Annotated in this window: 11 protein-coding genes; 5 read left to right on the top strand and 6 right to left on the bottom strand. The window is 71.0% G+C overall.

Features of this window, described 5'->3' with window-relative positions; all coding sequences use genetic code 11:
- Nucleotides 1-13: 13 nt before the first annotated feature.
- The 3 genes from OG207_RS30990 to OG207_RS30980 all read left to right on the top strand — a co-directional run bounded on the left by OG207_RS30990 (nucleotide 14) and on the right by OG207_RS30980 (nucleotide 3,791).
- The gene (locus OG207_RS30990; protein WP_329108018.1) at nucleotides 14-808 is read left to right on the top strand and encodes a DsbA family protein; all 795 of its coding nucleotides are present in this window, start codon (nucleotides 14-16) and stop codon (nucleotides 806-808) included.
- A 130-nt stretch (nucleotides 809-938) separates the two neighbouring features.
- The gene (locus OG207_RS30985; RefSeq protein ID WP_329102934.1) at nucleotides 939-2,600 is read left to right on the top strand and encodes an alkaline phosphatase D family protein; all 1,662 of its coding nucleotides are present in this window, start codon (nucleotides 939-941) and stop codon (nucleotides 2,598-2,600) included.
- A 237-nt stretch (nucleotides 2,601-2,837) separates the two neighbouring features.
- Nucleotides 2,838-3,791: a zinc metalloprotease gene (locus OG207_RS30980; RefSeq protein ID WP_329108016.1), complete on the top strand. Its 954-nt coding sequence runs from the start codon at nucleotides 2,838-2,840 to the stop codon at nucleotides 3,789-3,791.
- A gap of 60 nt (nucleotides 3,792-3,851) precedes the next feature.
- Here OG207_RS30980 and OG207_RS30975 read toward each other — a convergent pair whose 3' ends face one another.
- Nucleotides 3,852-4,421 carry a dienelactone hydrolase family protein gene (locus OG207_RS30975; RefSeq protein WP_329102932.1) on the bottom strand — a complete coding sequence of 190 codons (570 nt, stop codon included), beginning with the start codon at nucleotides 4,419-4,421 and terminating at the stop codon, nucleotides 3,852-3,854.
- Nucleotides 4,422-4,492: 71 nt separating this feature from the next.
- Between OG207_RS30975 and OG207_RS30970 the strand changes: the two genes are divergently transcribed.
- Nucleotides 4,493-5,530: a mechanosensitive ion channel family protein gene (locus OG207_RS30970; RefSeq protein ID WP_329108013.1), complete on the top strand. Its 1,038-nt coding sequence runs from the start codon at nucleotides 4,493-4,495 to the stop codon at nucleotides 5,528-5,530.
- A gap of 143 nt (nucleotides 5,531-5,673) precedes the next feature.
- Here OG207_RS30970 and OG207_RS30965 read toward each other — a convergent pair whose 3' ends face one another.
- From OG207_RS30965 to OG207_RS30945, 5 genes are all read right to left on the bottom strand, one after another.
- Entirely contained in the window at nucleotides 5,674-7,266 is a 1,593-nt protein-coding gene (locus OG207_RS30965; protein WP_329102931.1) for a Na+/H+ antiporter, read from the bottom strand.
- Nucleotides 7,267-7,387: 121 nt separating this feature from the next.
- Nucleotides 7,388-7,879 carry a GNAT family N-acetyltransferase gene (locus OG207_RS30960; RefSeq protein ID WP_329102928.1) on the bottom strand — a complete coding sequence of 164 codons (492 nt, stop codon included), beginning with the start codon at nucleotides 7,877-7,879 and terminating at the stop codon, nucleotides 7,388-7,390.
- A complete protein-coding gene (locus OG207_RS30955) occupies nucleotides 7,876-8,817 on the bottom strand; it encodes an RluA family pseudouridine synthase (RefSeq protein ID WP_329102926.1) in 942 nt (313 codons plus the stop codon). Before OG207_RS30955 ends, OG207_RS30960 begins: the two co-directional genes overlap by 4 nt.
- A gap of 41 nt (nucleotides 8,818-8,858) precedes the next feature.
- Nucleotides 8,859-9,419, bottom strand: a complete 561-nt coding sequence (gene lspA / locus OG207_RS30950; protein ID WP_329102924.1) for a signal peptidase II — start codon at nucleotides 9,417-9,419, stop codon at nucleotides 8,859-8,861.
- A 148-nt stretch (nucleotides 9,420-9,567) separates the two neighbouring features.
- A complete protein-coding gene (locus OG207_RS30945) occupies nucleotides 9,568-10,284 on the bottom strand; it encodes a TraR/DksA family transcriptional regulator (protein WP_329102922.1) in 717 nt (238 codons plus the stop codon).
- A gap of 600 nt (nucleotides 10,285-10,884) precedes the next feature.
- On the opposite strand from OG207_RS30945, the gene ileS reads away from it, so the two are divergent.
- Nucleotides 10,885-14,043: an isoleucine--tRNA ligase gene (ileS, locus tag OG207_RS30940; protein ID WP_329102921.1), complete on the top strand. Its 3,159-nt coding sequence runs from the start codon at nucleotides 10,885-10,887 to the stop codon at nucleotides 14,041-14,043.
- Nucleotides 14,044-14,221 lie beyond the last annotated feature (178 nt).

Here is a 14,221-nt window from a genome sequence, read left to right as displayed (position 1 = left end):
CACGGAGATCATGATGAGTTCACGCAACAGCCAGGCGAACAAGGCAGCGGCCCGCGAGCGCCTGCGCGCCGAGCGCGAGGCCCAGGCCAAGAAGGACAAGGTGCGCCGCCAGGTCGTCGTGGCGGGCGCGGTGGTCGCGGCCCTCGGCCTGGTCGGCGCCATCGGCTACGCGGTCGTCCAGTCCAACCAGCCCACCCACTGGGAGAAGGCCGCCACGGCCGAGCTGGTCAAGCCGAAGAACACCGAGGGCGAGGACGGCACCACGGTCGTCATCGGCAAGCCCGACGCCAAGAAGACCCTGGAGCTGTACGAGGACTCGCGCTGCCCGGCCTGCGCCGCCTTCGAGCAGGCGGCCGGCGAGCAGATCAAGAAGGACGTGGACGCGGGCAAGTACAAGCTCCAGTACATCGGCGCCACCTTCATCGACAACGCCGTCAAGGGCGAGGGCTCGAAGAACGCGCTGAGCGCCCTGGGCGCGGCGCTGAACGTCAGCCCGGAGGCCTTCCTGCAGTACAAGGGCGCGCTGTACTCCAAGGACCTGCACCCCGAGGAGAGCGTCGACAGCTTCGCCAAGGACGACTACCTGCTGAAGGTCGCGGACACGGTCCCGGCGCTCAAGGGCAACGCCGAGTTCAAGAAAGCCGTCGAGGACGGTACGTACGACCGGTGGGCGCTGGAGATGTCGAAGTCCTTCGACAAGTCCGGGGTGAAGGGCACGCCGACCCTGAAGATGGACGGCAAGAAGATCGACACTCCGCAGACGGCGGAGCTGTTCACGGCGGCGATCGACAAGGCCCTGCAGGGCTGATCCCGGGGCGATCCGGAAATCACCGTCCGGACGGGCCTCCTCGAAGGGCGGGCGAACTCCCAGAGTTCGCCCGCCCTTTGCATGCACGCATCTGTTCGAAGAGGTGTACCCGTCGGTAATATGATCATCCGTGACCAGTCATCTCACCTCCTCCCAGTCCGCGGCAACTCCCCGCCGTCGCACGGTCGTTCTGGCCGCCGCGGCCACGGCCGCACTGGCCCCCCTCACCTCGCTGGGCGCATCGGCCGCCCACGCGGCGGGCACCGCTCCCGCCTTCCTCCACGGCGTCGCCTCGGGCGACCCGCTGCCCGACGGGGTCCTGCTCTGGACCCGCGTCACCCCGACGCCCGAAGCCGTTCCCGGCTCCGGGCTCGGCCCGGCCACCCAGGTGAACTGGGAAGTGGCGGCCGACAAGGGCTTCACCCGCATCGTCGGCTCCGGCACCGTCACCGCGAGCGCCGCCACCGACCACACGGTCAAGGTGGACGTGCGCGGGCTGCAGCCGCAGACGCCGTACTGGTACCGGTTCACCGCCGGCAGCACCTCCTCCCCCGTCGGGCGCACCCTGACCACCCCGGCCCACGAGACGACGACCGAGGGGGTCCGCTTCGGCGTGGTCTCCTGCGCCAACTGGGAGTCCGGCTACTTCTCCGCCTACCGCCACCTGGCGGCCCGCACGGACCTGCACGCGATCCTGCACCTGGGCGACTACATCTACGAGTACCAGTCCGGGGGATATCCGGAGGCGAAGTACGTCGTACGCCCGCACGAGCCGAAGCACGAGATCGTCTCGCTCGCCGACTACCGCACGCGCCACGGCAAGTACAAGACGGACGCCGACCTCCAGGCCCTGCACCACGCGCACCCGATCATCGCCATCTGGGACGACCACGAGTTCGCCAACGACGCCTGGGCCGGCGGCGCCGAGAACCACACCCCGGGGGCCGAGGGCGAGTGGGCGGCCCGCGCCGCCGCCGCCAAGCAGGCGTACTTCGAGTGGATGCCCGTCCGCGCCTCCATCGCGGGCACCGTCTACCGCCGGCTGCGCTTCGGCACCCTCGCCGACCTGCACCTGTTGGACCTGCGCTCCTTCCGCTCGCAGCAGACCAAGGTCGGCAGCGGCTCGGTGGACGACCCGGAGCGCACCATCACCGGGCGGGCCCAGCTGGACTGGCTCAAGTCGGGCCTCGCGGGCTCGGAGGCGACCTGGAAGCTGGTCGGCACCTCCGTGATGATCTCGCCGGTGGCCTTCGGATCGCTCCCCGCGCACCTGCTGAAGCCGCTCACCAAGTTGCTCGGCCTGCCCGAGGGCGGCATCGCGATCAGCGCGGACCAGTGGGACGGCTACACGGACGACCGCAAGGAGCTGCTGGGACACCTGAAGGACCGGGGCATCAAGAACACCGTGTTCCTGACCGGTGACATCCACATGGCCTGGGCGAACGAGGTCCCGATGAACATGGCCACGTACCCGGGCTCGGGCACGGCGGCGACCGAGTTCGTGGTCACTTCGGTGACCTCCGACAACCTCGACGACATCCTGCACGTCCTGCCGGACACCCTCTCGCTGGTCGCCGAATCGGCCATCAAGGCCGCCAACTGGCACGTGAAGTGGCTCGACATGGACGCACACGGCTACGGCGTGCTGGACGTGACGGCGGAGCGCTCGCAGATGGACTACTACGTGGTGTCCGACAAGCGGCAGCCGGGTGCCACGTCCGCGTGGAGCCGGTCGTACCGGACGCTGAACGGGACCCAGACGGTGGAGCGGGTGCACCAGCCCGTCCGCTGATCGACCGTCAATTCTCCTGCCACATGGGGCGTCTGGTACATACCAGGCGCCCCATGCGCATCAGAAGCAACAAATCTTTTACGCAAGGCACTTGACCTGAATATGTCATGCACACATAAGCTTCGCGCCAGCTGAAGAAGATCTTCAGGCCACCACCCCCCACCACCCCGCACCCCCACGCGAGGAGCACACGTGCGCGCAGTTGCCCGCATATCCCCCCTTCTCCGCCGCAGCCTGATGGGCACGGCGGTTCTGGCCGGAACCCTGGCCTTCACCCCGCTGGCGTCCCCCACCACGCTCGCGGCCTCCGCCTCCCCCACCGAGGTCTGCGCCGACCAGCCCGCCGCCTCCGGCGCCGCGAACGCCCGCGTCGCCCGCGCCCACGACGAACACGCGGACGAGCCCAACGCGATCAGCGACGCGCAGGCGCAGTCCATGGACGCCGACCTCAAGTCGAAGCTGGACAAGGCCCTCAAGAACCAGCCGCAGCGCAGCCTGGCGGCCGCCGAGGCCGTCGTGAACATCCCGGTGTACTTCCACGTCGTGCACTCCGGCACCACCGGGAAGCTCACGGCCACGGACGTCAGCAAGCAGCTCGCGGTCCTCAACGCGGCCTACGGCGGCCAGGGCGCCGGCAACGTCAACACGAACTTCCAGTTCACCCTGGCGGCCACCGACTACACGGACAACGCCACCTGGTACAACCTGGCTTCCGGCTCCCAGGCCGAGAAGGACATGAAGAACACCCTGCGCAAGGGCGGACCGGGCGCGCTCAACTTCTACACCGCCAAGCTCTCCGGCGGCCTGCTCGGCTGGGCGACCTTCCCGACGTCCTACGCCTCCAGCCCCAAGATGGACGGCGTGGTCGTGCTCGACAGCTCGCTGCCGGGCGGCTCCTCCGCCAACTACAACGAGGGTGACACCGCCACCCACGAGGTCGGCCACTGGCTGGGGCTCTACCACACCTTCCAGGGCGGCTGCAGCGGCAACGGCGACTACGTCTCCGACACCCCGGCCGAGAAGAGCGCCGCGTACGAGTGCCCGACCGGGCGCGACAGCTGCGCGAGCAAGCCGGGCGCGGACCCGATCCGCAACTTCATGGACTACACGTACGACTCCTGCATGTACCAGTTCACCGCGGGCCAGGTCGCTCGCATGTCGAGCAGCTGGACCGCGTACCGCGCGGGCTGACCCACCGACGACGAGGGCCCGGTCCGGCATCCGCCGGGCCGGGCCCTTCCGTCTGCACGCCTACAGGCTGTCGAGGAAGCCGAGGGCGACCTTCCAGAGCTGCTCGGCGGCCTCGGCGTCGTAGTCGTCCAGCTCCGGGTCGGTGAACAGGTGGCCGGCACCCGGGTAGCTGTGGACCTCCACGTCGGCGCCCGCCCGCTGCATCCGCAGGTACCAGGCCGTCAGCCAGTCGTGCGGCTCGAAGGGATCGGGGTCCGCGATGTGCAGCTGCACGGGCAGCTCGTCCACCGAGGCGTCGTCCTCCAGGTCCGCCGTCCCGTGCAGGAGGAGCAGCCCGCGCGCCTTCTCGTCGGCCATCGCCAGGTGCTGGGCGAGCGAACCGCCGAAGGAGAAGCCCGCGTAGACCAGCCCCTGGTCCGAGTAGGGGGCGGAGGCCGACACCGCGCGCTTCAGCAGTTCGTCACGGCCGATCTCGTCCTGGTGGGCCATGCCCTCCTCGACGGTCCCGAAGGTGCGTCCCTCGAAGAGATCCGGCACCTGGACCTGGTGCCCGGCCGCGCGCAGCCGGTCGGCCGCCGCGTGCACCGCGGGCCGCAGCCCGTACGTCGAATGGAAAAGCATGATGTTCATGCCTCCATCGTGCCAGCCGCCGAGGACACGGGGCCCGCGGACCGCTTCCCGCTACGTTCGTCCCCATGGAGATGGAGAACGTCCTGCGCCCCGTCACGGTCCTCGGCGGCGCACTGGTCGCCACCCTGATCGCGGGCTGGCTGCTGGACCTGCTGCTGCGCCGGGCCGACGCCCGGCACACCGAGACCCCGCTGTGGGGCCTGCTGCGCCGCTGCCGGCTGCCCTTCCAGGTCGTCCTGTGCACCTCGCTGCTCAGGGCCTCCCACCGGTGGGCCGGAATCCTGCCCGACCACGCCTTCGGCGTCGGCCGGTTCCTCACCCTGGTCCTGATCGCCTCCGCGGCCTGGCTCGCGGTGCGCATCGCGACGGCCGTGGTCGACTCGACGTACGCGCGCTACGCGGCGGTGACCGAGGACGAGGCCCGGGTGCGCCGGGTGCGCACCCAGGTCACGCTGATCCAGCGGGTGGTCACCGCGGTGCTGGTCGTGGTCGCCGCGGCGGCGATGCTGCTGACCTTCCCCCCGATGCGTGCGTTCGGCGCCTCGCTGCTGGCTTCCGCGGGCGTCCTCGGCATCGTGGCGGGCATCGCCGCCCAAGCCTCGCTCAGCAACCTCTTCGCCGGCCTCCAGATCGCCTTCGGCGACACCGTCCGCATCGGCGACACGGTGGTGGTCGACGAGGAGTGGGGCCGGGTCGAGGAGATCACCCTGACCTTCCTGACGGTCCGCACCTGGGACGAGCGGCGCATCACGATGCCCGTGTCGTATTTCACGAGCAAGCCCTACGAGAACTGGTCGCGCGGCGGCGCACAGATGACCGGCACGGTCTTCTGGCACCTGGACCACGGCGCGCCGATCGATCTGATGCGGGAGCGGCTCCGGCACGTCCTGACGGAAATCCCGGAGTGGGACGGCCGCGGCGGCTCCCTCGCCGTGACGGACACCACACCGCACACGGTCCAGGTCCGCGCCGTGGTCACGGCGAAGGACGCCGACGACCTCTGGACGCTGCGTTGCACGGTCCGTGAACGCCTGATCACCTGGCTGGTGGCCGAGCACCCGTACGCCCTCCCCCGCATCGCCACGACCCCGGCCGCGGAGGCGCCCTGAGGAGCCGTGGGGAGCAGCGCGGCAACGCACTCCTCGGCGAGGTCCTCGGCGTGCGGCGGCAGCGGGCCGCCGGCGCGCAGGTGACGGTCTCGGGGCCCCGCCGGCGATCGGGGCGCGGCTTCACCGCCCGGGCAGCTCCCCGCTCAAGGGGCCCGCAGGCTGCGGACGTCGAGGTGGCGCAGCACCCGGTCCACGATCTCCGGGTCGGACCCGGGTTCGCTGCGGGCGGCCAGGACCTCGTGGCGGGCGGCCGACATCATCTCCCGCTGGATCCGCTGGACGTCGTGGAGCCGCTCCACGCGCTTCGCGTACGCCTCGCGCCGTTCCTCGTCCACCATGTCGGGGCTGATCCGGGCCCCCACGTCGTAGGCGCGCCGGTACAGCTGCTCGACCAGGTCCTCCGGAAGCTCCTCCACCTCCTCGATCTCCTTCAGCCGTCGCTTCGCGGCCTTGGCCGCGCGGATCGCCAGCTTGCGCTCCGCGTCCCGCTCGGCGTCCGTGTCGGCCTCCACCCCGAGCCTGCGGACCAGCCACGGCAGGGTCAGCCCCTGGCACACCAGGGTCGTCATGATCACCGCGAAGGCGATGAAGATGATCTGGTCCCGCCCGGGAAAGGGCTCACCGGCGTCCGTCCGCAGCGGAATGGCCAGCGCCAGCGCCACCGAGGCGACCCCGCGCATCCCGGCCCACCACATCACCACGCTCTCCCGCCAGCTCAGCGGGATCTCCTCGTCGTAGTCGCGCCTCTGGTGCAGCCGCTGGGCGAGCCAGCCGGCCGGCAGCAGCCACACCAGCCGCACGCCGACCACCACCGCGACCACGATCGCCGCCCACCCGGCCATCTCCCACACCCGGTCCTCGGCCGTGCCGAACACGTTGTGCAGCTCCAGCCCGATCAGCCCGAAGGCCACGCCGGTGACCAGCATGTCGACGACCTCCCAGAAGGTGTGCCCGGCGAGGCGCCCCAGCACGTCGTCGGCGTCGCTCGCGTACTCGGCGAGGAACAGGGCCGTCGTCAGTACGGCCAACACCCCCGAGCCCTCGAGTTCCTCGGCCACCACGTACGCGACGAACGGCACCAGCAGCGTCAGCCCGATCTGCAGGGTCGCGTCGCCGAGCCGCCCCATGAGCCGGTTGGCGATCCAGCCGAGCGCGAGCCCGACGGCCACGGCCACCACGGCGGAGAGCACGAACTCCCCGAGCGCCTCGGGCCAGGAGAAACTGCCGCTCACGACGGCGGCGACGGCCACGTGGTACAGCACGATCGCGGTCACGTCGTTGAAGAGCCCCTCGCCCTCCAGGATCGACACCATGCGGCGGGGCAGTCCGAGCGATCCGGCGACGGCGGTGGCGGCCACCGGGTCGGGCGGGGCGACGAGCGCGCCGAGCGCCAGGGCGGCGGCGATCGGCAGCCCGGGCACGACGGCGTTGGCGACGGCGGCCACGGCACCGGTGGTGACGAACACCAGGGCCACGGCCAGCAGCAGGATGGGCCTCACGTTGGCGGCGAACTGTCGCCAGGACGTGCGCTGCACGGAAGCGTAGAGCAGCGGCGGCAACACCAGCGGCAGGATGAACTCGGGCGGGATCTCGACGTTCGGTACGGCCGGCACCAGTGCGAGGATCACCCCGCCGATGGTCATCAGGACGGGCGCGGGCAGTTTCAGCCGGTCCCCGAGCGGGACCGTGACCACGGCCCCGAGCAGGAGCACGAACAGCAGAGCAAGCTGATCCACTCCCCCACCCTGCCAGTCCGCTGCGCTTGGCTCGTGCGGGTGGGGGCCGTGTCGGGGCTGCGCCCCGAACCCCGACGGCGCTCCGCGCCCGCGCCTCAATCGCCGGCGGGGCTATGAACGGCTACGGGAGGGGGCGGCGCATCGCGCGGTGTGGGATGCCCGCGTCCTGGAACTCCGGGCCGTAGGCCACGTAGCCGAGCCGCTCGTAGAAGCCCAGCGCATGCGTCTGCGCGCCCAGGTCGACCGCCGTCAGGCCCCGACGGGCCGCTTCCGCCTCGATCGCGCGGACCAGCGCCACACCGACGCCCAACCCGCGCGCGGACCGGGTGACGGCGAGCCGGCCGAGCGAGCCGACGGCCGGGTCGCCGGTCTTCGCCAGCGCCGCGTCCCCGTGCAGCAGCCGCCCGGTGCCCAGCGGCACCCCGTCCCCGCCCACGGCCAGGACGTGCACCGCGTCCGCGTCGTACGCGTCGTACTCGATCGACTCCGGTACCGACTGTTCGACCACGAAGACCTCGGACCGCACCGCGAAGCAGGACTTCAGGTCCTCCTCCGAGGCCGCGACCCGCACCTCGACGACGGCCTCGACCGCGCCCTCGGCCGGCGAGGTCACTCGCTCTCCGCCCGGATCACGTCCAGCGCGTGCTGCAGGTCCGCCGGGTAGGTGCTCTCGAACTCGACCCACTGCCCGTCCGACGGGTGCTCGAAGCCGAGGCGCACCGCGTGCAGCCACTGCCGGGTGAGGCCGAGCCGCTTGGCGACGGTCGGGTCGGCGCCGTAGGTCAGGTCGCCGACGCAGGGGTGCCGGTGCGCGGACATGTGCACGCGGATCTGGTGCGTGCGCCCCGTCTCCAGCTTGATGTCGAGCAGCGAGGCGGCTCGGAAGGCCTCGATCAGGTCGTAGTGGGTGACGGACGCCTTGCCGTCCTGGATCACGGCCCACTTGTAGTCCGCGCTGGGGTGGCGGCCGATCGGCGCGTCGATCGTGCCGCTCATCGGGTCCGGGTGGCCCTGTACCAGCGCGTGGTAACGCTTGTCGACGATCCGCTCGCGGAACTGGTTCTTGAGCGAGGTGTAGGCGCGCTCCGACTTCGCGACGGCCATCAGGCCGGACGTGCCGACGTCGAGGCGGTGCACGATGCCCTGGCGCTCGGACGCACCGGAGGTGGAGATGCGGTAGCCGGCCGCGGCGAGGCCACCGATGACGGTGGTGCCGGTCCAGCCGGGGCTCGGGTGGGCGGCGACGCCCACCGGCTTCATGATGACGACGATGTCATCGTCATCATGGACGATCTCCATGCCGGGAACGGGCTCGGCCACGAGCTCGACGGGGCGCGGCGGCGCGGGCATCTCGACTTCGAGCCAGGCGCCACCGTGCACGCGCTCGGACTTCCCGACGACGCTGCCGTCGACCGTCACCTTTCCCGCAGCCGCGATTTCGGCCGCCTTCGTCCGGGAGAAACCGAACATACGGGCGATGGCGGCGTCGACGCGCTCGCCCTCGAGGCCATCGGGAACGGGCAGGGTGCGGATCTCGGGAATCGTACTCACCCGTCGAGTATGCCGGACGGGGCGGACGGGCCGTCCCGCGATCAGTCCTTGTGGACGGTCCCGTCCGGGTCCAGACCCTTGAAGGACAGCAGGACGATCAGGATGCCGCCGCACACGATCGCCGAGTCCGCGAGGTTGAAGACGGCGAAGTGAGCGGGCGCGATGAAGTCGACGACCGCGCCCCGGAACACGCCCGGCGAACGGAAGATCCGGTCGGTCAGGTTGCCCAGCGCGCCGCCCAGCAGCAGGCCCAGGGCGATCGCCCACGGCAGGCTGTAGAGCTTGCGGGCGAGCCGCACGATCACCACGATCACCGAAGCCGCGATGCAGGTGAAGATGATGGTGAAGGCCTCGCCGAAGCCGAAGGCGGCGCCCGGATTGCGGACCGCCTCGAACTTCAGCAGGTCACCGATGATCTCGATCGGCGGCTGGTGCTCCAGCTTCGCCACGACCAGCATCTTGCTGCCGAGGTCGAGCAGGTAGGCGAGCACCGCCACGACGAGCAGAGCCGTGATCCGACGGCGCCCCTTGGGCCCGGCGGACTCCGGCTGGGTGTCGTCCCCGACCTCGGGCGTACCGATGATGCGCTCCGCCTCTGTCACGTGAGTCCCTCGAACTAGCTCGAACCAGGCTCCTCCTGGACCCTGACGGACACGAGGGTACGTCAGGGCCCCCGCGCGGCGCCCGCCCCACCTCTCCCCGGCCGGTCTAGGCCGTCTCTTCCGGATCTTGTCGGCCGGAAGAGACGGCCTAGTGGCGCCGTTCCTGCTTCTGCTTGCAGTCCACGCACAGCGTGGCCCGGGGGAAGGCCTGCATCCTGGCCTTGCCGATGGGCTGCCCGCAGTTCTCGCAGAGGCCGTACGTGCCCGCCTCCAGCCGTTCCAGGGCCCGCTCGGTCTGCTCCAGCATCGAGGTGGCGTTCGCCGCGAGCGCCAGCTCCGACTCGCGGGTGATGTTCTTCGTACCCGTGTCGGCCTGGTCGTCACCCGCGCCGTCCCCGGAGTCCCGCATCAGGCCGGAGATCGCGGCCTCCGAGGCGTCCAGCTCGGCCCGCAGCCGCAACACCTCCGCCAGGAGCTCCGCACGGGCGTCCTCGACCTCCTTGGAGGTCCAGGGGTCCTCCCCCGGCCGTACGGCGAGCTCGCCGGGGGCCGGGGCCGCCGTGGCCCGCGCCTTGGGGAGTCCGCTGGTGGCGGCCGCGGCCGTCTTCCTCGCCGTACCCGCGCTCTTCTTGGCAACCACTTTCCGGACTCCCGTCTTCTTCGCGGCAGGTGCCGCCCCCTCGGCCACGGCCTTCTTGGCCGTGGCCGTCCGCTTCTCGACGGCGGTCGTCTTCTTGACAGCGGTCGTCTTCTTGACGGCGGTCGCCTTCTTGGCGGGAGCCGCGTCCTCGGAGACCGCCGCCTTCCCAGCGGCCTTCCCGACAGCCTTCTGGGCAGTACTCCCGGCGGTCTTCTTCGCCACCATGGCCGCGACCCCTTCACATACTGTGATCTTTGCTCGTGAATCGTGCCGGAACGATAAATCGACACCGGCCCCGCGGCAACGGGGCACGCATCCATCGAGGTCAACCTGCATCCGTTGTGCCCATCAGGAGCCCTGGTAATCCGCCACTCCCGCCCCACCCGAGTCGGAAGCGGCACCGCAGGCCCATTCGGGTTGCTCCGGCGGCGCGCCGGGGTCGCCCGCGGCCCCTTCCCGGGGCGCCGCCACGCTGGGCCTGCGGCCCCCGCACGGGGCCCCGTAAACCGGTCGGCCGTGCGCCCCCCGGGCCCGTACACTGGGCCCAGCGAAAGGCATGGACGGGGACGAGTAGCGTCGTACGCAGCCAGGAGCGACCCGGGGACGGTGAGAGCCCGGGGGCGAGCGCGATGTGAAGGATCACCCCTGAGCCGCCGGAAGAAAGCCCGCACGGGATCCCCGTACGGCGAGTAGAACCGGCTTCGCACCCCAATGAGGGGGCCACCGGATCCGTCCGGCGGCCAAGGAGGGTGGTACCGCGGGAGCAGCAGTGCTCTCGTCCCTCCGGACGGAATTGACACCCCGCCGGAGGAAGAGTTCAGCCTCATGACCACACCGCCGCAGTACCGCCCGGTACCCGCCCAGGTCGACCTGCCTGCCCTCGAGCACGCCGTCCTCGACTTCTGGCGCGAGAGCAAGACCTTCGCCAAGACCCTGGAGCAGTCCGAGGGCCGCCCCGAGTGGGTCTTCTACGAGGGCCCGCCCACCGCGAACGGCATGCCCGGCGCCCACCACATCGAGGCCCGCGTCTTCAAGGACGTCTTCCCCCGCTTCCGCACCATGCGCGGCTACCACGTGGCCCGCAAGGCCGGCTGGGACTGCCACGGCCTGCCCGTCGAGCTCGCCGTCGAGAAGGAGCTGGGCTTCAACGGCAAGCAGGACATCGAGGCGTACGGCATCGCCGAGTTCAACGCCAAGTGCCGCGAGTCCGTGACCCGCCACACCGACGCGTTCACCGAGCTCACGACCCGGATGGGCTACTGGGTCGACCTGGACGACGCCTACCGGACCATGGACCCCGAGTACGTCGAGTCCGTGTGGTGGTCGCTGAAGGAGATCTTCAACAAGGGCCTGCTCACCCAGGACCACCGCGTCGCCCCCTGGTGCCCCCGCTGCGGCACCGGCCTCTCGGACCACGAGCTCGCCCAGGGCTACGAGACGGTCGTGGACCCCTCGGTCTACGTCCGCTTCCCGCTGACCTCCGGCCCGCTCGCCGGCGAAGCCGCGCTGCTGGTGTGGACGACGACCCCGTGGACCCTGGTGTCCAACACGGCCGTCGCCGCCCACCCCGAGGTCACGTACGTCGTCGTCCGCCGTACCGGCGGCGAGGAATCAGAGAAGCTGGTCGTCGCCCAGCCGCTGCTGGAGAAGTCCCTGGGCGAGGGCTGGGAGGCCACCGGCCAGACCTTCACGGGCAAGGAGATGGAGCGCTGGACGTACGAGCGCCCGTTCTCCCTGGTGGAGTTCCCCGAGCCCGCCCACTACGTCGTGAACGCCGAGTACGTCACGACCGAGGACGGCACCGGTCTGGTCCACCAGTCCCCCGCCTTCGGCGCCGACGACCTCGCGGTCTGCCGTGCGTACGGCCTGCCCGTCGTGAACCCGGTCCGCCCCGACGGCACCTTCGAGGAGGACGTCCCGCTGGTCGGCGGCGTCTTCTTCAAGAAGGCCGACGAGAAGCTGACCGCCGACCTCGACGCGCGCGGCCTGCTCTTCAAGCACATCGCCTACGAGCACAGCTACCCGCACTGCTGGCGCTGCCACACGGCCCTGCTCTACTACGCGCAGCCGTCCTGGTACATCCGCACCACCGCCGTCAAGGACGCGATGCTGCGGGAGAACGAGAAGACGAACTGGTTCCCCGACTCGGTCAAGCAGGGCCGCTTCGGCGACTGGCTGAACAACAACATCGACTGGGCGCTGTCCCGCAACCGGTACTGGGGCACCCCGCTGCCGATCTGGCGCTGCGAGGAGAACCACCTCACCTGCGTCGGCTCGCGCGCGGAGCTGAGCGAGCTGACGGGCACGGACGTCTCCGGCCTGGACCCGCACCGCCCCTACATCGACGAGGTCACCTTCACCTGCACGCACGAGGGCTGCTCGCTCGAAGCGGTCCGCGTGCCGGAGGTCATCGACGCCTGGTACGACTCGGGCTCGATGCCGTTCGCGCAGTGGGGCTACCCGCACAAGAACAAGGAGATCTTCGAGAAGCGCTATCCGGCGCAGTTCATCTCGGAGGCCATCGACCAGACGCGCGGCTGGTTCTACACGCTGATGGCGGTCGGCACCCTCGTCTTCGACAAGTCCTCCTACGAGAACGTGGTCTGCCTGGGCCACATCCTCGCCGAGGACGGCCGCAAGATGTCCAAGCACCTGGGCAACACCCTGGAGCCGATCGCGCTCATGGACCAGCACGGCGCGGACGCGGTGCGCTGGTTCATGGCGGCCGGCGGCTCCCCGTGGGCGGCGCGGCGCGTGGGCCACGGCACGATCCAGGAGGTCGTCCGCAAGACCCTCCTCACGTACTGGAACACGGTCGCCTTCCAGGCCCTATACGCCCGCACGTCGAACTGGGCGCCGTCCGCCTCCGACCCGGCCCCGGCCGACCGCACGGTCCTCGACCGGTGGCTGCTCTCGGAGCTCCACGCGCTCGTCGCCGAGGTCACCGAGGCGATGGAGTCGTACGACACCCAGCGCGCGGGCAAGCTCCTCTCCGCGTTCGTGGACGACCTGTCCAACTGGTACGTCCGCCGCTCGCGCCGCCGCTTCTGGCAGGGCGACGCGGCCGCGCTGCGGACCCTCCACGACGTGGTCGAGACGGTGACGCGGCTGCTCGCCCCGCTGACCCCGTTCATCACGGAGCGGGTCTGGCAGGACATGGTCGTCCCGGTCACCCCGGACGCCCCGGAGTCGGTCCACCTCTCGACGTGGCCGGTCGCGGACACCTCGGCGATCGACCCGACCCTCTCCCAGCAGATGCAGCTGGTCCGCCGCCTGGTGGAGCTGGGCCGGGCGACGCGTGCCGAGTCGGGCGTCAAGACCCGCCAGCCGCTGTCGCGCGCGCTGGTCGGCGCGGTGGGCTTCGACGCGCTCTCACCCGAGCTCCAGGCCCAGATCACGGAGGAGCTGAACGTCTCCTCCCTGGCCTCCCTGTCGGAGGTCGGCGGGTCGCTGGTGGACACCACGGCGAAGGCGAACTTCCGGGCGCTGGGCAAGCGCTTCGGCAAGGGCGTCCAGGACGTGGCGAAGGCGGTGGCCGCGGCCGATGCGGCGGCGCTGTCCCTGGCCCTGCGGTCCGGCTCGGCGATGATCTCGCTGAACGGTGAGGAGATCTCCCTGTCGCCCGAGGAGGTCATCATCACGGAGACCCCGCGCGAGGGCTGGTCGGTGGCGTCCGACTCGGGCGCGACGGTCGCCCTGGACTTGGAGATCACCCCGGAGCTGCGGCTGGCGGGCCTGGCCCGTGACGCGATCCGCCTGATCCAGGAAGCCCGGAAGAACTCCGGCCTCGACGTGGCGGACCGCATCGCGCTCCGCTGGTCCTCCGCGGACCCGGAGGTCGGCAAGGCCCTGACGGACCACGCGGCGCTGATCGCGGACGAGGTCCTGGCGACGGACTTCGCGTCCGGCGAGGCCGACGGCACGTTCGGTGACCCGTTCACGGACGAGCCCCTCGGCCTGACGTTCCGCCTCCGCAAGGCCTAGCCCGGCCCCGAGCGGCCCGTCCCCTCCCGGGGGGCGGGCCGCTTTCGTCTACCCCGACGTGTCCTGGGGCTCCGCCCCCGAGCCCCCGCGCCTCAAGCGCCGGCGGGGCTGGGTTTGGCCCCCTGGTCGGGGTCGGGACCGGGGGGCGGGAATGCGGGGCCGCCGGGGGGTGTCTCCT

This window comes from Streptomyces sp. NBC_01439 (assembly GCF_036227605.1).
Taxonomy (GTDB): domain Bacteria; phylum Actinomycetota; class Actinomycetes; order Streptomycetales; family Streptomycetaceae; genus Streptomyces.
This window is presented reverse-complemented; position numbering and strand designations above follow the sequence as displayed.